The 16,098-nt window shown below is 70.9% G+C and carries 16 protein-coding genes and 1 pseudogene; 5 read left to right on the top strand and 12 right to left on the bottom strand.

What is annotated here, in order from left to right; translation table 11 throughout:
- Positions 1–48 precede the first annotated feature (48 nt).
- Positions 49–1,446, top strand: coding sequence for a cytochrome P450 (locus tag OG928_RS38010; RefSeq protein WP_331766556.1), 1,398 nt, complete (start codon positions 49–51; stop codon positions 1,444–1,446).
- A 95-nt stretch (positions 1,447–1,541) separates the two neighbouring features.
- Here the strand turns inward: OG928_RS38010 and OG928_RS38005 are convergent, their stop codons facing one another.
- From OG928_RS38005 to OG928_RS37980, 6 genes and pseudogenes are all read right to left on the bottom strand, one after another.
- Positions 1,542–3,065 carry a cytochrome P450 gene (locus OG928_RS38005; protein WP_331766555.1) on the bottom strand — a complete coding sequence of 508 codons (1,524 nt, stop codon included), beginning with the start codon at positions 3,063–3,065 and terminating at the stop codon, positions 1,542–1,544.
- On the bottom strand, positions 3,062–3,691 hold the full coding sequence (locus OG928_RS38000) for an ATP/GTP-binding protein (protein ID WP_331766554.1): 630 nt from the start codon (positions 3,689–3,691) through the stop codon (positions 3,062–3,064). The genes OG928_RS38005 and OG928_RS38000 overlap by 4 nt, the downstream gene beginning before the upstream one ends.
- A complete protein-coding gene (locus OG928_RS37995; protein ID WP_331766553.1) occupies positions 3,672–4,034 on the bottom strand; it encodes a DUF742 domain-containing protein in 363 nt (120 codons plus the stop codon). The genes OG928_RS38000 and OG928_RS37995 overlap by 20 nt, the downstream gene beginning before the upstream one ends.
- Positions 4,031–4,441 carry a roadblock/LC7 domain-containing protein gene (locus OG928_RS37990; protein WP_406291567.1) on the bottom strand — a complete coding sequence of 137 codons (411 nt, stop codon included), beginning with the start codon at positions 4,439–4,441 and terminating at the stop codon, positions 4,031–4,033. The genes OG928_RS37995 and OG928_RS37990 overlap by 4 nt, the downstream gene beginning before the upstream one ends.
- Complete coding sequence (locus tag OG928_RS37985; RefSeq protein ID WP_406292095.1) at positions 4,441–6,009, bottom strand: ATP-binding protein; 1,569 nt, start codon at positions 6,007–6,009, stop codon at positions 4,441–4,443. Before OG928_RS37985 ends, OG928_RS37990 begins: the two co-directional genes overlap by 1 nt.
- 575 nt (positions 6,010–6,584) lie before the next feature.
- Positions 6,585–6,710, bottom strand: a pseudogene (locus OG928_RS37980) (transposase); the annotation flags it as partial.
- Between the two features lie 483 nt (positions 6,711–7,193).
- Between OG928_RS37980 and OG928_RS37975 the strand changes: the two are divergent.
- Positions 7,194–7,394 carry a hypothetical protein gene (locus tag OG928_RS37975; protein WP_331766549.1) on the top strand — a complete coding sequence of 67 codons (201 nt, stop codon included), beginning with the start codon at positions 7,194–7,196 and terminating at the stop codon, positions 7,392–7,394.
- Between the two features lie 18 nt (positions 7,395–7,412).
- On the opposite strand, the gene OG928_RS37970 is transcribed toward OG928_RS37975, so the two are convergent.
- Positions 7,413–7,913 carry a cytochrome P450 gene (locus tag OG928_RS37970; RefSeq protein ID WP_331766548.1) on the bottom strand — a complete coding sequence of 167 codons (501 nt, stop codon included), beginning with the start codon at positions 7,911–7,913 and terminating at the stop codon, positions 7,413–7,415.
- A gap of 267 nt (positions 7,914–8,180) precedes the next feature.
- On the opposite strand from OG928_RS37970, the gene OG928_RS37965 reads away from it, so the two are divergent.
- Complete coding sequence (locus OG928_RS37965; RefSeq protein ID WP_406291566.1) at positions 8,181–9,719, top strand: DUF2079 domain-containing protein; 1,539 nt, start codon at positions 8,181–8,183, stop codon at positions 9,717–9,719.
- A gap of 117 nt (positions 9,720–9,836) precedes the next feature.
- Here OG928_RS37965 and OG928_RS37960 read toward each other — a convergent pair whose 3' ends face one another.
- The 3 genes from OG928_RS37960 to OG928_RS37950 all read right to left on the bottom strand — a co-directional run bounded on the left by OG928_RS37960 (position 9,837) and on the right by OG928_RS37950 (position 12,561).
- Positions 9,837–10,580: an aquaporin gene (locus tag OG928_RS37960; RefSeq protein ID WP_331766546.1), complete on the bottom strand. Its 744-nt coding sequence runs from the start codon at positions 10,578–10,580 to the stop codon at positions 9,837–9,839.
- Between the two features lie 360 nt (positions 10,581–10,940).
- Entirely contained in the window at positions 10,941–11,519 is a 579-nt protein-coding gene (locus tag OG928_RS37955) for a GNAT family N-acetyltransferase (protein WP_331768259.1), read from the bottom strand.
- 241 nt (positions 11,520–11,760) lie between these two features.
- The gene (locus tag OG928_RS37950) at positions 11,761–12,561 is read right to left on the bottom strand and encodes an FCD domain-containing protein (protein WP_331766545.1); all 801 of its coding nucleotides are present in this window, start codon (positions 12,559–12,561) and stop codon (positions 11,761–11,763) included.
- A gap of 224 nt (positions 12,562–12,785) precedes the next feature.
- On the opposite strand from OG928_RS37950, the gene OG928_RS37945 reads away from it, so the two are divergent.
- The gene (locus OG928_RS37945) at positions 12,786–13,631 is read left to right on the top strand and encodes a fumarylacetoacetate hydrolase family protein (RefSeq protein WP_331766544.1); all 846 of its coding nucleotides are present in this window, start codon (positions 12,786–12,788) and stop codon (positions 13,629–13,631) included.
- Positions 13,632–13,727: 96 nt separating this feature from the next.
- On the opposite strand, the gene OG928_RS37940 is transcribed toward OG928_RS37945, so the two are convergent.
- The gene (locus OG928_RS37940; RefSeq protein ID WP_331766543.1) at positions 13,728–14,375 is read right to left on the bottom strand and encodes a CoA transferase subunit B; all 648 of its coding nucleotides are present in this window, start codon (positions 14,373–14,375) and stop codon (positions 13,728–13,730) included.
- On the bottom strand, positions 14,375–15,148 hold the full coding sequence (locus tag OG928_RS37935) for a CoA transferase subunit A (RefSeq protein ID WP_331766542.1): 774 nt from the start codon (positions 15,146–15,148) through the stop codon (positions 14,375–14,377). Before OG928_RS37935 ends, OG928_RS37940 begins: the two co-directional genes overlap by 1 nt.
- Positions 15,149–15,270: 122 nt before the next feature.
- Here OG928_RS37935 and OG928_RS37930 point away from each other — a divergent pair, with 122 nt between their 5' ends.
- Complete coding sequence (locus OG928_RS37930) at positions 15,271–16,068, top strand: 3-hydroxybutyrate dehydrogenase (RefSeq protein WP_331766541.1); 798 nt, start codon at positions 15,271–15,273, stop codon at positions 16,066–16,068.
- Positions 16,069–16,098: the final 30 nt, after the last annotated feature.

Below are 16,098 nucleotides of genomic sequence, written 5' to 3'. Positions count from 1 at the left end.
CGATCTCGACCGAGTGGCAACACGCTTTACCGACAAGGAGTATTCGCGATGACACGTGATCTGCGTTCGCTGCCCCGAGCACCCGGTCGGCTCCCGCTGGTGGGCCACGCGATACCGCTGCTTCGCCGTCCGTTGGAGTTCCTGAAGGCGCTCGCCGACAGCGGCGATATCGTCCGGGTCGACATCGGCACCATGCCGATCTACTTCGTCACCACCCCCCAACTGACCCACGACCTGCTCGTCGGCAAGGCGGGGGCGTTCGACAAGGGCAGGTTCTTCGACCGCGCCCGCGTGCTCCTGGGCAACGGGCTGGCCACCGCCGAGGCCAAGGCCCACCGCAGGAACCGCAGGCTCATGCAGCCCATGTTCCACCGCGCGCGCATCGCCGGCTACGCCGAGGCCATGTCCGCCCGGGCCCGGGCCGTGTCCGACTCCTGGGAGGAGGGCCGTACCGTCGCCCTCGACCAGGAGTTGTACAACTACTCCGTCAACGCCCTGTCCGACACGCTGTTCTCGTCTTCGATCGACAAGGAGACGGCCGAGGCGATCCGCCACGATGTGCCCATCCTCATCAAGTACGGCCTGGTCCGCGCCGTCCAGCCGACCGCTGTGGACCACCTCCCGCTGCGCGCCAACCGCCAGTTCGACGCGGCGTCGGCCCGGCTGCGCGCCATCATCGACGACATCGTCGCCGTCGCTCGGGACCGCGGCGACGACGGGCCGGACCTGCTGTCGTCGCTGCTGGCCGCGCGCGACGCCGACACCGGCGAGGCACTGACCGAGACCGAGGTGCGCGACGAACTGGTCACCATCCTGTTCGCCGGCACGGAGACCTCCGCCGCGACCCTCACGTGGGCCTTCCACGAACTGGCAGGCAACCCCGAGGCCGAACAGCGGGCCGTCGACGAGGTCCACGCGGTGGTCGGCCAGGGCCCCGTCGAGGCACACCACGTACCGCATCTGAAGTACCTCGCCCAGGTCGTCGACGAAACCGCCCGGCTGCACGCCCTCCCGCTGCTGATGCGCCGCGCGATCGAACCGGTCGAACTCGGCGGCGTCACCCTCCCGGCCGGCACCGAGATCGGCTTCAGCCTGTACGCGCTGCACCAGGACCGCCGCCTCTACCCCGACCCCCAGCGCTTCGACCCCGACCGCTGGGCCCCGGAGAACAGCGACGGCCGCCCCCGCGAGGCGTTCATCCCCTTCGGGGCGGGCGCCCGCAAGTGCATCGGCGACACGTTCGCGCGCATGGAGATGACGATCGGGCTGGCCACCTTGCTCGCCCGCTGGAAACTCGTGCCGGTCGAAGGCGTGCGCATCCGCGAGGTCACGGCGGCGGTCGCCCACTGCGACCGGATGCCGATGGTGCCGTACGCGCGGAACCCGCACGCGGCAACCACCGACGCGGCGGCGGCGCGGGAGGCGGGCACGCACTCGGGAACGTAGCCGCCGCATTGGCATGACGCACGGAACCGGGCCGCGGAACCCTCAGGTTCCGCGGCCCGGTTCGTCACGCGGAGGCGCCGACGTCGGCGTCCCGGCTACCTCCTGCGGCGCAGGCCGAACCAGCCCGCCACCCGATCGAGCAGCAACACGCGTTCCGGGGCGCGGGCCGGCACCGGAGCCGGGGGCGCCACGACGACGGCGTCCGAAGCCGACGCGAGGACCTCCGCGGCCGCACCCGCGGGCCGCTCGACCGGCGCCTCAGCCGCCACTGCCGCCGGCTGCCGGACCCTGGGCTCCCCCGTCTTCCCGGACGGCGGCGCCACGCGCGCCTTGGGGGTAAACCTCACCGGCAGCGAGGTCAGCTGCCGGGACAGCCAGGACGCGGCCCAGGTCAGCTCCTTCTCCTCGACCGCGAGCATGATGTCCGGCAGGCGCCCGATCAGCACGTCGATCGCGGTCTCGGTGATCGCGCGGCCGACGTCCTGCCCCGGGCACTCGTGCGGGCCGCCGCTGAACGCCAGGTGCGAGCGGTTGCCGTGCATCGGCGCGTCCAGGTCGGGCCGAACCTCCGGGTCGACGTTGCCCGCGGCCAGCCCCAGCAGCAGCATGTCACCGGCCTTGATCGACTTGCCGGCCAGCTCGGTGTCCCCCGTGGCCCAGCGTGCCGGGCACACGATCGTGGACGGCTCGTCCCACAGGATCTGCTCGAGCGCGTCCGGCAGCGTCATCCGCGCGCCCGCCAGCGACGCGCGGAAACGGTGGTCGGTCACCATGATCCGCAGCGTGTTGCCGATCAGGATGGTGGTGTTGATATGCGCCGACACCAGGATCAGCCGCAGGTGCTGGACCACCTCTTCGTCGGTCATCCCCACGCGGTGCTGCATCAGCGCGGACGCGAAGTCGACGCCCGGCGACTCGCGCAGCCTGGCCACGTGCGCACGGAGGGAGGCCACCACGAACTCGTTGCTCTCGAACGCGGTGCCGGTGCCGCGCGTCAGGTCCAGCGTGGCGTCCACCAGGCGAGGGCCGTACTCCTCCGGCATGCCGTACAGCTGCGTCAGCACGAGCATCGGCAGCTTCTCGGCGTATTCGACCATCAGGTCGGCCTCGCCCGTGGCACAGAACGCGTCGATGAGCTGGTCGGCGAAACGCGTGACGTGCCGACGCATGCCGCGCCGGTCCAGGCCGTCGACGCCGTCGGTGACCGCCGAGCGCAGCCGCTCGTGCTCGGCGCCGTCGACGAACACACACAGCGGCTGCCAGCCGACCAGGGGCAGCAACGGCGAGTCATCGGCGACCTCGCCGTCCCGCTGCGACTTCCACAGCCGGGAGTCGCGTGTGAACCGGCTGGCGGACCGCGCCACCTCCAGGTTCTCGCGGTACCCCAGCACCAGCCACGCGGGCAGGTCGCCCTCCATCAGGACCGGCGCGACGGCGCCGTGCTCGGCGCGCAGCCGCTCGTACAGGCCCATCGGGTCGGTGCGGTGCTCGATGCCGTAGATCCGGGCCAGGCCGCCCGGACCGTACGAGTCGGACCCGGCATGCGCGGGGCAGCCCGGCGGCGGGGCGAGCGCCTGGGCCCCTTCCGAGGCGCCGCCGACCGAGGGGGTGCTGCTCATGGTGTCTCCGAATCTGCGAGCGTCATCGCGTGCAGGTAGCGCGTGAGTTCGAGTAGGACATCGCGGCTGGACGAGCGGTTCCGGACGTCGCAGTCGAGCATCGGGATCCACGGCGGCAGGTCCAGCGCCTCGCGCAGTTCGGCCAGTTCGTGCCGCGGCGACGCGGGGAAGGCGTTGACAGCGACGACGAACGGCATACCGCGTTCCTCCAGGCGGCCGATCACGTCGAAGCTGACCTCGAGGCGGCGCGTGTCGACGAGGACCACCGCACCGAGCGCCCCGTCGAACAGCCCGTTCCACAGGAACCAGAACCGCTCCTGGCCGGGTGTGCCGAACAGGTAGAGGACCAGCCGCTCGTTGAGGCTGATGCGGCCGAAGTCCATCGCGACGGTGGTCTCGGTCTTGTCCTCGACACCGGTGACGACGTCGATGCCCTCCCCCGCCCGCGTCATGGTCTCCTCGGTGGTCAGCGGCCGGATCTCGCTGACCGAGCGGACCATCGTGGTCTTGCCGACACCGAAGCCGCCCACGATGACGATCTTGACGGCGGTGGTGGCCGTCTCCGGCAGGGTGTCCTGCGGGCGGGGGCCCGGGAAGTCCCGGGGTTCAAAGCTTTCGTAGTCCATGCATCACCGCCTCAAGCAGTTCCACGTCGGGCAGCGACGCGGCGGGGATCGGCGGGCGGGCCTCCACCCACCGCTGGGCGATCAGGTCGGTCAACAGCACCATGACCACGCTCGCGGGTAACGCCAGGTACGCGGAGACCTCCGCCACCGACAGGGGGGACGCGCACATCCGCACGATCGCGGCGTGCTCGGGTTGCAGGACCGGGTCCGGAGCCGACCGCGCCACGATCAGGGAGACCAGGTCGAGCGGCTCCCGCGCGGTCGAGCCGCTGCGGCCGCCGGTCAGGACGTACAGCCGCTCAGGGGACCCTTCGTCCCAGTCCAGTCGCCGCGGTCCGGTCACGTGGCCCGCCCTGCGGGGGTGGCCCGCGGCGGACTGCTGAGATGTTCCCCGATGCGGGCGACCAGGTCGCGCATGCGCTGGCCCATCAGGCCGGCGTCGACGCCCTCGTCGGCGAGCACCGCGAGGTACGCCCCGACCCCGGCGGCCATCAGGTAGAAGAACCCGCCGTTGACCTCGATGACGACCAGGCGCATGCGCCCGTCGCCGTGCGGCAGTTCCAGCGCGATCGCCGCCGAGAGGCTCTGCAGGCCCGCACAGGCCGCGGCAATGCGGTCCGCGGCGTCCTGGTCGCCGCCGTGCTGGGCGATGCACAGCCCGTCAGCGGACAGCACCACCACGTGCCGGGTCTGCGGGACGCCGTCGGCGAGGCCCTTGAGGATCCAGTCCAGATCGGCCCGGTTCTGCATCACCGCTCACCTTCTTTCTGGGGCGTGTCCTGGTGCTCGTCGCGGCTGTCCGCCGCGGCCCCGGACGTGGCTGCCTCTCCCGAGACGGCGCTCTGGAACGCGGCCAGCCACAGACCCGGTCCGGGTGCGTCGGTTTTATCCGTTCCGCTCTGCGCGGGAGGCGCGGACGCGGTCGCGGGGCCGGCCGGGTCGGGCGGTACGGACGCCAACCAGGGAGGGGTGGCCGCCGCACGCCGACGCCGCTGCGGCAGCCCGTTCGGGGTACGTCCCACCGGCTCGTTGTCGTCCTTCGGCGAAGTGGCTCCTCGGGTCGTGTCGGACGACGGGGTCCGGGTACGGGCCGCAGGCAGCGCGTCCAGGCCGGGGGCCGCGCCGGACACCACGGAGATCGGGGCGGTGGTGAGCAGGTCCGTGGGGACCACGAGGATCGCGCGGACGCCGCCATACGCCGAAGGGCGCAGTGACACGCGGAACCCGTGCTGCTGGGCCAGCCGGCCGACGACCGCCAGGCCGAGCCGCGGTGTCTCGCCCAGGTCGGTCAGGTCCAGGCCGGCGGACGCCTCTTCGAGCAGGCGCTCGACACGGCGGCGCGCCTCCTCGGCGAGGCCGATGCCGCCGTCCTCGATCTCGATGGCGACGCCGGTCTGCACCTCGCTCGCCGTGACCCGGACGACCGTCTTGGGCGGCGAGTAGCGGGTGGCGTTGTCCAGGAGTTCGGCCAGCGCGTGGATGAGCGGCTCGACCGACGAGCCGACGACCGCCACCTCGGCGACCGCCATCAGCTCGACGCGCGGGTAGTCGGTGATGCGGGAGACCGCACCGCGCAGCACGCTGTACAGCGCCACGTTGTTCTGCCACTGGCGGCCCGGTCGCGCGCCGCCGAGCACCGCGATGCTGTCCGCGAGCCGCCCGATCAGGGCGGTGCCGTGGTCCAGGCGCAGCAGGTCGCCGAAGACGTCCGGAGCGGCGCCGTGGCGCTCTTCCATCTCGCGCAGATCGGTGGCCTGCTGGTGGATGATCGCCTGGACGCGCCGGGCGATGTTGACGAACGCCCGCTGTGCCGAGTCGCGCAGGCCCTCCTCGGCCTCGACGGCCTCGGCGACCGAGCGCAGCAGGGTGCGCTGGGCGGCGGCGAACTCGGGGGTGACGTCGGGTGCGTCACCGAATTCGTGGACGATCTCCCGGGCGGACTCGCCCTGCTGGAGACGCAGGATCGTCTTGGGGAGCAACTCGTCGGTGAGCTGCAGCAGCGCGGCTTGCTGGGCCTCGAGGCGGCGGCGCAGGGTGGCCGCTTGGGCGTCGTCGCGGCTGTGCTGTTCGGCCACGGCGTTCTCGCGCAGGGCATTCAGCTGCCGTATTCGACGGCCTCTGCGGATCGCCTCCGCACAGGCCGCGCCTATCGCGAGGGTGGCCGCCGCGAGGCCGACGCCCAGCGGCAGACGCACATCGGCGTCCACCATGGCGACGGCGGCAACCGAACAGGCAAAAGAGAGAACCACCGGAAGCAGCCAGGCGGCACCGGCGGAGGTGGAACGTGGGGGCCCGGGGGGCGAGCCGATTCGAACCATGGACATCCTCGAAATCGTGCGGACGGGGCGGTGGGACACGCCGGCGCGTCAAGGTTCGCCGTCCAACACCGACGCGTGCTCGGCCCGGCGGACGGTTCGGCGCTTGTGGCGTGTCCGACTCGGGGCGATCGGCATCGGCGCGCACGCGCCGCGCGGCAGACGCCGTGGCCGTCAGGCACTTGGCGAAGCACACCCCGTTGCGCATGCCGCAGTCGTGGTACAGCGGCCCCTACCAACCCCGTCATCGCGGTCGGTGGTGCCCCGCAGTGCGCAACCACTGGCAGTAGTCGCCCGCACGTCACAGGGCCATGCATCCCGGAGCATAGCCGGTGGCACGCCCAGGCAATCACGGCCTCCCCCTTGCGAAGGGTGCCGAACCCCGGGGCGCACCAGGCCAGTTCAAACGCGCGTGTGTGGTGACAACGAACGGCCGCATGAAGGACGGTTCCCGCAATCAGCTCGGCGAAGTGGCGGGCGCTGCGGAATGGAGCGGCAGCAGCGGGGCGCCCGGCCCGGGGCGAGCGCAGTCGACCATGGGTCCACGTCGACCGGAACATCCGACCGGACCAGGAAGCGCCCGTCGTCCTGCGGCTTGATGGGCCGGAGTCGCGCGGGGCCGGGGCGACACCGGCGAAGGCGGCGAGGCGGTCGGGGGTGGCGAGCACGGTCGTGTCGCCGCCGGTCGCGACAAGGAACTCGGCGCGGCATTGGTGAGAATCAACTCACTTTCCAGAGAAGGAATACGCCGGTCGGCGGGGACCGCAGACGGTTGATCGAACGGGTGCGGTGGGCGGCGAGATCCATGCGATCGCCCGCGGCGCCGTCGGCCAGGTCCACCGCCCGGACGATCTCGTCGCCGAACCCAGGACGTCGGCCACCGGGTCGGGCAGTTCCGGCTCGTCGTTGGCCACCCGGCGCGAGAGCCGGCGTTTCCCGGTCTCGTCGATCGCCACGCAATGGTGATGGGTCTTCTTTCGAGCCCGTCCACGACCCCGGTGGCCCGGGGTGTTCGTTCGGGGTCGGCGGGGTCGGCGGCAGCGACACGGTTGGTCGAGCGCGGGCCCGTCGGGTGGGGCGCGCTCGTGCCTTGGACGTACGTCCACTCGCCGCACGAGTAGATCCGCGCGCGATGGGGCACCGGCTCGGGGCGGTGGGATCGGCGCGACGGCAAGGGATGGTCAACGGTGGAGATCGGCACGAGGGTCAAGGCGGTCAAGCAGCTCGGCGGCGGGTTCAAGCAGGAGGTGCCCGCGGACGCCGAGGGGTTCGTGGTGGCCAGGCGCTTCGGCGGCGACCTGGAGGTCGCCTTCACCCTGCCGGGGCTTCTCGGCGGCACCCGCACCGTGAACGTGCCGGTCGAGCCGTCGCACGTGGCACCGACCTGATCGCGGCACGATGCGCCCCTAGTCGCCGAGCAGTACCGGGAGTTCGCCGTAGCCGCGGAGCAGGAGGCGGTCGTGGCGGGTGGCGCCCGGGGCCTGGGTGAGCGCGGGGAAGCGGGCGAGCACCCGGGGGAAGGCGACGGTGGCCTCCAGGCGGGCGAGCATCGCGCCGACGCAGTAGTGGATGCCCGCGCCGAAACTCAGTGACCCGGTCTCGGCGCGCCACGGGTCGAAGCGCTGCGGTTCGGGGTAGCGCGCGGGGTCCCGGTTGGCCGCGCCGATCAGCAGCAGCACCTCGCCGTGCCGTGGCAGTGCCAGGCCCTCGACGTCCAGGCCGTCGCGCAGCGCGATCCGGGACGTGAGCTGGACCGGGGAGTCGTGGCGCAGCACCTCCTCGACGAAGTCGGCCGCGCGGAGCTCTCCGGCCGTGAGCGCCGCCCGCACGGAGGCGTGCCCGAAGAGCAGGGCCAGGCCGTTGCCGAGCAGGTTCGTGGTCGTCTCGAAGCCGGCCACGAGCAACACGACGAGATTGGCGATCAGTTCGGTGTCTGTGCCCTCCGGGTCCGGGTCCTCGTCGCGCAGGCGGACCAGGGCGCGCGTGTTACGGATAGCTGACTACCCGAAGGCGCCTTAAGGTCGGATCGGCTGTGCCGGCGGATCCCTTGTCTGCTCCTGGCTCGGCCCACGGGCCGCACGCCCATCGGCGGATGCTCCGGCCCCCGACACCGCCGTTTGTCATGCCACCTGGGGCGTTCGTCAGCCCGGGGGGCACGTCGACGGCGTTTCGCGGTGGTGGCCCGAACAGGAAAGTCAAAATTGAGTCAGGAACTGTCGACGGTCGAGCCGACGTGGACACCCGAACACGTCTCGTCCCGCGACGAGGAGGCCACGCCCACCGGCGTGAGTGGGAAGCCGGACTCTCCCGGTGCCGCCCTCGCGCGACCGAACCGCGCTCCCTATGCCTTGGCTGCGCTGGCGTTCGTGGTGTACACGACGCATTCGTTGTTGCGGCATCGGCGCATGGAGACCCACGGTTACGATCTCGGGATCTTCGAACAGGTCGTCCGTGCGTACGCCCATTTCGACGCGCCGGTCTCCGAAATTCGGGGTCTGGGTTTCAACACCATCGGCGAGCACTTCCATCCCATTCTCATCCTGCTCGCACCGATCTATCGGGTGTGCCCCTCGGCGCAGACGCTGTTGGTGGCGCAGGCCGTGCTGCTCGCGATTTCGGTGGTGCCCATCACGCGGATGGCGAGCGAGGTCCTGGGGACGCTCGGCGGCGCCGCCGTGGGTGGCGCCTATGCCATTTCCTGGGGCATCCAGTCCGCGGTCGATTTCGATTTCCACGAGATCTGTTTCGCCGTGCCGCTGCTGGCGTTCGGTCTGGAGCGCTTCCTGGTGGGCAGGTATCGGGCGGCCCTGTTGTGGTGGCTGCCGCTGTTGCTGGTCAAGGAAGACCTCGGGTTGACGATCGCCGCCGCGGCAGTCCCCCTGGCCTTCGCACGGCAGCGGCGCATGGCCGCGCTGCACGCGGCCATCGGCATCGCGGGTTTCCTCCTCACGGTCTTCGTGATCCTGCCCGCCCTGAACCCGTACGGTACGTTCGCGTTCTGGGGCTCGTTTGACGGGACATCCCAAAACGACAAGAGCAACAACGGCGCCTCACTGGGCAATGTGCCGATGATGCAGCTGCTCGTGGACCTGCCCAAGGCGATGATCCTCCCGGAGCAGAAGTGGATGACCCTGTTCACCCTCCTGGTGCCCACCGGATTCATCGCCTTGCGCTCACCGCTGGCCGCCATGCTGCTCCCGACCCTGCTGTGGCGCTTCACCTCTGACAATGCCTTTTACTGGGACACCCGCTACCACTACAGCGCGGTGCTGATGCCCATCGTCTTCGCCGCCTTCCTGGACGGACTGCGCCGTCTGCGTGCGGCCCGGACGGATTGGCTGCGCCGCTACGCGGCCAAGGCCGCCATCGTTCCGCTGGTGGCATCGCTCGCGCTGGCACGGGACTTCCCGCTCGTGGACCTGTTTCGCGGGGACAGTTGGCGCGTGCCCGACCGGGTCGTGGCCGCCCGGCGCGTCTTGGGCGCGATCCCCGACGGCGCTCAGGTCACCGTCACCGAGGCCTATGCGCCGCAACTCACCTCGCGCACCCGGGTCACCGAATTCCCCATCGTCCTTCCCGGCCCCGGATACGCGGTGATCGAGTTCTGGGACAACTACGCCGACTGGGGCAAGCACGCGGTGGAGGAACTCACGTCCCAGGGGTTCGAACTGATCGTCGAGGCCGAGGGAACCGTTCTGCTCAGGCGGTTTTGAGTCCGGGTGGGCACCGGACCCGACGGGGTGCGGCGCCCGGTGGAGTCTGCGGCCTACCGCAGAGCCGTACTGGCACCGGCCTCCTCTCGTCGGATGGACCGGCACGACAGCATCGGCTCAAGTTTCAGTGCCGCCAGGGTTTACGCGCGGGACAGGGGCGGGCTTCGGGAAGAGCACCCTGTGAAGGCCGGCGGCCAGGACGCCGCCCACGAGGGGGGCGACGATGAAGAGCCACACCTGATCGAGGGCTGTTCCGCCGACGATGAGGGCGGGGCCGAGACTGCGGGCCGGGTTCACCGACGTTCCGGTGACCGGAATCCCGATGAGGTGGCACACGGCGAGCGCCAGCCCGATGGTCAGTCCTGCCATCGTGGCATTCGCGGTTCTTCCCGTTACGCCGAGGACGACAAAGACGAAGAGGGCGGTCAGCACCACCTCGATCAGGAAGGCGCCGCCTCCGTTGATGTGGATGGCACTGGCGTCACCCCAGCCGTCGGCCCCAAGGCCGGTGGTCGAACGGCTGTAGGCGGGCGAACCGGCGAACGTGCCCCACAGGAGCAAAGCCCCGAGGATCCCCCCCACGAACTGCGCGCCCCAGTAACCGACCGCCTCGACCAGCGTAATCGAGCCGGCCAAGAGGGCTCCGAGGCTGACGGCCGGATTGACGTGACAGCCGGAGATGGGCCCGAGCACGTACGCCAGGGCCAGCAGGGTGAGGCCGAACGCGAGTGCGGTTGCGACCACACCTGCGGCGTAACTGGTCCCCGTGGTGCCGAAGCCGAACGACAGGGTTGCCACACCGACGGCGACGTACACGAGCAGTCCCGTCCCCAGCAATTCCGCAGCCAGCTTGCGGACCATGTCGTTCCCTTCCCGGACGGGTACATGCGGATCACTGCGGTCTGCGAAGCAAGTGCACGCGAGCCGGCACCCCTCACAAACGCAGAGAGTCATCGGAAAGTATCACAAAGTAGCAATTATTGAGTGATGTCGGTTTTGTTCGCCCGGCGGGTGGAGGCCACTGCCCGTACGGTCCTGCTGCGAGGGACGCGCAGGGCGAGCCGGTCGACGCACGTCGGCGTGGCCGCGCGGGAGCAGATCAGATCGGCTGGAGGCCGTGGCCGGTTTCGAGCGAGTACGCGTGGGTCGTCGGGGGCCCGACCCCGCCGGGAGGCGTAGGCGGCGAACATGCCTACGGCGCCGGCGTGTGTGGGCGGCGGCTCAGCCGTCGGTCTCGGTCTTGCGTTGTCGGGTCCAGTCGGATCGGGTCAGGGTGTATTCGACCTCGCCGTGTTCGGAGCCCTCGATGGCGTTGGACCAGTTGCCGAAGTAGGTGCGGGTGAAGGTCAGGCCGACCTTTGCCATCACGCTTCGCGAGGCGGTGTTGACCGTCATCGTGTTCGCGGTCACGCGTTGCACGTCGAAGTCGGTGAAGCCCTTGTGCACCAGGGCCCGCGAGCCCTCGGTCGCGTAGCCGACACCCCACGCGTCCCGGCGCAGCCGGTAGCCGAGTTCGACCACCTCCGCGCTGTCCTCAGCGAGCGGGAGGTATTCGAACCAGCCCAGGAAGCGCCCCGAGGACCGTTCCTCCGCGGCCCAGAAGCCGCGCGTGCCCAAGCAGGCGAAGTCGTGGAGCAGTTGGGGCATGACCCGACCGCGGACCCGTTCGCGAGGGGTCGGCCGGCCGCCGTTGATGAAGCGCATCACGGCCGGGTCGCTGTCGAGTTCGACCAGGTGGTCGACGTCGGACTCGGTGAACGCGCGCAGCACCAGGCGAGGGGTCTCCAGGAAGGTCGACACGAACTCATCTTCGTCGCCGTCGCCCGGCCCGGGCCAACGGATATTCGGGCCCCGCGCCACGACGACGGGTCGGCCGGATCCCGCCGCACTGTCCACACAGACGACGCTGCGATCCCGGGGCCACGCGCAGAACGCGGCGAGCAGGCCGATCACATCGGTCAACCATCAGCGGTTCGGCAATGCGGGACCGGCCGTCGAGGCCGTCGGTCCGAGCCGGTGATCGGGTCGGGCCGGGTCGTGCTCAGTGGGTCATCGTCGTGTTGTGTGCGCGGATCAACTCGATCGCCCGGTCCCGGTCGCGCGATTCCAGGGCGTCGACGATCTCGACGTGCAGCGTGTGGCGTTCGCGGATGTACTCCTGGAGGGGCTGCTCCCTCGCGGGCAACACGGACAGCGTGTGCGACTCGATGATCTCCAGCAGGCTGCCGTAGAGGGAGCGCAGCAGCGGGTTCGGGCTGATCGCGGCGATCCGGGCGTGCAGGTGCCAGTTGGCGTACGCGAAGGCATGGGGGTCCTCAGCCTCCACCGCCCGCTCCATGACCGCGAGTTCGCCGCGCAGGTCGGCGATGTCCGCCGGCGAGCCGTGCCACAGGGCGTCCTCGATCAGCAGTGGCTCGAGCGAGTCGCGGATGCGGATGGCGTCGGCCACGTCGGTCTGGTCGGCGTCCAGGGCGAGGACGGAGTTGCCGAGTCGGACCATGGGCGACTGCTCGGCGACGAACAATCCGCCGCCGGGGCCCGGGCGGACGGTGACCAGGCCGCGGGACTGCAACAGCCGCAGGGCCTCGTTGAAAGTGCCGACCGAGACCCCGCACATGCCGCGCAGTTCGTCCTTGGTGCCGAGCCGGGCGCCGGGCGCCGAGCGCTCGATCAGCGCGGCGATGCGGTCGGCGGCGATCTCGGCCCGGCCCTGGGACACGGGTCGCTCGGCGGCGTCGAACGCGCGCGGGGTCCGCCCAGGCGCGACGGCGTCGCCCGGCGCGCTCTTCCCGCCGCGGCGGGCCGGCACTGGGCGGGCGAGGTGGTCGTCTGCGGTGGCCAATGCGTCCTCAACCTTCGAATCAATTCATCATGATGATATCAGCGTGAGGTCCTTGACGTGCGTGTAGGCATGGCGCAACATCGTCATAATCATCATGATGATTGGAGGACGCGGCAGGCAGGCCAGGGCGACACAAGCCCGTCCGGCCCGACACGACAGATCCTCCGTTTCCTCGTTTCCCTGCTTCCCGCTTCCCGTTTTTCGCTTCCCAGAGGAGTCTTCCCGTGCGTATCGCCAATCTCTCCGGCCGCCTGGTTTTGCTGCACGAGGGGAAGGCCGTCGACGTGGAGCGGGCCAGTGCCGGCAGGTTCGGCCCCGACCCGCAGGCCGTGTACGAGCGGTGGGCGGAGTTCCGCGCCTGGGCCGCCGACGCCGAGCCCGGCGACACCGGTGTGTCCTTCGCGCCGGCAGACCTGGGCTCGCCCGCCCCGGCCCCGCGCCAGGTGCTGGCCGTCGGCCTGAACTACCGCGACCACGCCGCCGAGTCCGGGTTCGCCGTGCCGCAGGGCCTGCCGCCGGTCTTCACCAAGTTCGCCACCAGCGTCACCGGCCCGGTCACGGACGTCCGGCTGCCCGAGGGCGGGCACACCGACTGGGAAGTCGAACTCGTCGCAGTCGTCGGACGCCGGGCCCACCAGGTCTCCGCGGCCGATGCCTGGGGTCATGTCGCGGGCCTGGCCGTCGGCCAGGACATCTCCGAGCGGATTGCCCAACTCGCCGGACCCGCACCCCAGTTCAGCCTGGGCAAGTCCTTCCCCGGATTCGCCCCGATCGGCCCCTGGCTGGTCACCCCCGACGAGTTCGAGAACCCCGACGACCTCGAACTGCGGTGCGCGATCAACGGCGAACAGGTCCAGAAGGGCCGTACCCGGGACCTGATCTTCTCGGTGCCGGCGCTGATCGCCGGATTGTCCGCGGTGCTTCCGCTGCTGCCGGGCGACGTGATCTTCACCGGTACCCCGGCCGGCGTGGGCCTGGGGCGCAACCCTCAGCGTTGGCTCGCCGAAGGAGACGAGTTGGTCAGCACGATCGAGGGCATCGGCGAACTGCGGCAGCGCTTCACGAGCTGAACCTCCCTGCCCGACCGGCCCGCGTACCCGATGCCGCCCACCCCGTACAACGGACCGTCCCCGCCGCGAACGGCCCTCGGCGGGGACGGTCCCGGGTCAGGACGTCGCGGGGATGGCGATCCGCAGCGGGGCGGCGGTCGCCGCGACGACCTGGTCGACCGTCACATCCGGGGCGGTCTCGACCAGTTCGAGACCGGTCTCGGTCACGTCCAGGACCGCGAGGTCGGTGATGATCCGGTGCACGACGCCGCGGCCGGTGAGCGGCAGCGTGCAGCGTTCGACGATTTTCGCCTCACCCGTGCGGGTGGTGTGTTCCATCAGGACGATGACCCGGCGGGCGCCGTGGACGAGGTCCATCGCGCCGCCCATGCCCTTGACCATCCGGCCGGGGACGGTCCAGTTCGCGAGGTCGCCGCCGGCGGACACCTGCATGCCGCCCAGGACGGCGGTGTCGATGTGGCCGCCGCGGATCATCGCGAACGACAGCGCCGAGTCGAAGTAGGAGGCGCCCGGCCGGATGGTGACGGTCTCCTTTCCGGCGTTGATCAGGTCCGGGTCCACGTGCGCGTCGTCGGGGTAGGGGCCCACGCCCAGGATGCCGTTCTCGGAGTGCAGGACCACGTCCACCCCGGGCGGCAGGTGGTCGGGGATCAGGGTCGGCAGGCCGATGCCGAGGTTGACGTAGCTGCCGGAGCGCAGTTCGCGCGCGGCGCGGGCGGCCATGCCTTCGCGGGTGAGTGCCATCAGATCCCTGCCTGGTTCGGGGCGACGGGCGCCGTCGTGCGCTTCTCGATCCGCTTGCGGCTCGCGTCCGCGACCGTGACGACGCGTTGGACGAAGATCCCGGGGAGGTGGACATCGTCCGGGTCGAGGGTGCCGACCGGGACGAGGCGCTCGACCTCGGCGATCGTGATCCGGCCGGCCATCGCCGCCAGAGGGTTGAAGTTGCGGGCGGAGGAGTGGAACACGAGGTTGCCGTGTGCGTCGCCGACGGCGGCCCGCACCAGCGCGAAGTCGGTGGTCACGGACTCCTCGAGGACGTGCTCGACGCCGTTGAAGACCCGGGTCTCGCGCGCGGGGGAGGCCACGGCCACCGAACCGTCCTCGGCGTAGCGCCACGGCAGTCCGCCCTCGGCGACGGGCGTGCCCACCCCCGCGGTGGTGAAGAACGCCGGGATGCCCGAGCCGCCGGCCCGGAGCCGTTCCGCGAGCGTGCCCTGGGGGACGAGTTCCACCTCGAGTTCGCCGCCGAGGTAGCGGCGGGCGAACTCCTTGTTCTCGCCCACGTAGCTCGATGTCATCCGGGTGATCCGGCCGGCGCCGAGCAGGATGCCGAGGCCGCCGTCGTCGACCCCGCAATTGTTGGACACCACCCGCAGGTCGGTGGTGCCCGAGTCGAGCAGCGCGTGGATCAGGTCGTCGGGGATCCCGCACAGGCCGAACCCGCCGACGGCGATCGAGGCGCCGTTGGGGATGTCACCCACTGCGGCTGCTGCCGAGGATCGTGTCTTGTCCATGGTTCGCAGACGCTAGGCGCGCCGGAGGACCCGATCCATGTGGTGATGCGCCACAGTGTGGGGAATCGATGTGGGTGTGGCCCACATAGGTGGCGGATGTCGGCGGTCGTAGCCTCGCGGGCATGTCGAATCCTTCGCTCGGTACCGGTACGCCGCTCGTCGCGCTCGCCCTGTCCGGGCGCACGGCCCTGGTGACCGGTGGCGCGAGCGGCATCGGGCGCGCGTGCGTCACGCGGCTGGCCGCGGCCGGCGCGCACGTGCACGTCCTGGACCGGGATCCGGCGGCCGCCCAGGAGGCGGCGCGCGCGTGCGGCGGCACCGCGCACGTGGTCGACCTCACCGACATGGACGCGCTGGAACGGGTGTTGGAACGGCGCGGCCTGGCTCCCGATGTCGTGGTCAACAACGCGGGGTTCCAGGTGGTGGCCCCGATCCACGAGTTCGACCCCGAGGACTTCCGGCGGATCATGGCGGTCATGGTCGAGGCGCCGTTTCGGATCCTGCGCCGCGCGCTGCCGCACATGTACGCGAACAACTGGGGCCGCGTCGTCAACATCTCGTCGGTGCACGGCGTGCGCGCCTCGCCGTTCAAGTCGGCGTACGTCGCGGCCAAGCACGCGCTGGAAGGGCTGTCGAAGGTGACCGCGCTGGAGGGTGCCCCGCACGGGGTCACCTCGAACTGCGTCGACCCCGCGTACGTGCGCACCCCGCTGATGGAGCACCAGATCGCCGATCAGGCCGCCCTGCACGGCATCGCCCCCGACGACGTGGTGCGCGACGTGATGCTGGAGCGCACCGCGATCAAGCGGCTGATCGAGCCGGCCGAGGTCGCCGAGTTCGTCGCGTACCTGTGTACCGACGCGGCGTCGTTCATCAGCGGCGCGTCCCTGCCGATGGACGGGGCCTGGACCGCGCGCTGAGCGGTCGGGGCGCGGGCCGAACCCCCCGTG

This window comes from Embleya sp. NBC_00896 (genome assembly GCF_045207785.1).
Taxonomy (GTDB): Bacteria; Actinomycetota; Actinomycetes; order Streptomycetales; family Streptomycetaceae; genus Embleya.
This window is presented reverse-complemented; position numbering and strand designations above follow the sequence as displayed.

Bases quoted from the DNA above. Each gene is read 5' to 3' on its own strand.
- OG928_RS38010 (WP_331766556.1), top strand. From the start codon at position 49: ATGACACGTGATCTGCGTTCGCTGCCCCGAGCACCCGGTCGGCTCCCG.
- OG928_RS38005 (WP_331766555.1), bottom strand. From the start codon at position 3,065: ATGAGCAGCACCCCCTCGGTCGGCGGCGCCTCGGAAGGGGCCCAGGCG.
- OG928_RS38000 (WP_331766554.1), bottom strand. From the start codon at position 3,691: ATGGACTACGAAAGCTTTGAACCCCGGGACTTCCCGGGCCCCCGCCCG.
- OG928_RS37990 (WP_406291567.1), bottom strand. From the start codon at position 4,441: ATGCAGAACCGGGCCGATCTGGACTGGATCCTCAAGGGCCTCGCCGAC.
- OG928_RS37985 (WP_406292095.1), bottom strand. From the start codon at position 6,009: ATGGTTCGAATCGGCTCGCCCCCCGGGCCCCCACGTTCCACCTCCGCC.
- OG928_RS37960 (WP_331766546.1), bottom strand. From the start codon at position 10,580: ATGGTCCGCAAGCTGGCTGCGGAATTGCTGGGGACGGGACTGCTCGTG.
- OG928_RS37940 (WP_331766543.1), bottom strand. From the start codon at position 14,375: ATGGCACTCACCCGCGAAGGCATGGCCGCCCGCGCCGCGCGCGAACTG.
- OG928_RS37935 (WP_331766542.1), bottom strand. From the start codon at position 15,148: ATGGACAAGACACGATCCTCGGCAGCAGCCGCAGTGGGTGACATCCCC.
- OG928_RS37930 (WP_331766541.1), top strand. From the start codon at position 15,271: ATGTCGAATCCTTCGCTCGGTACCGGTACGCCGCTCGTCGCGCTCGCC.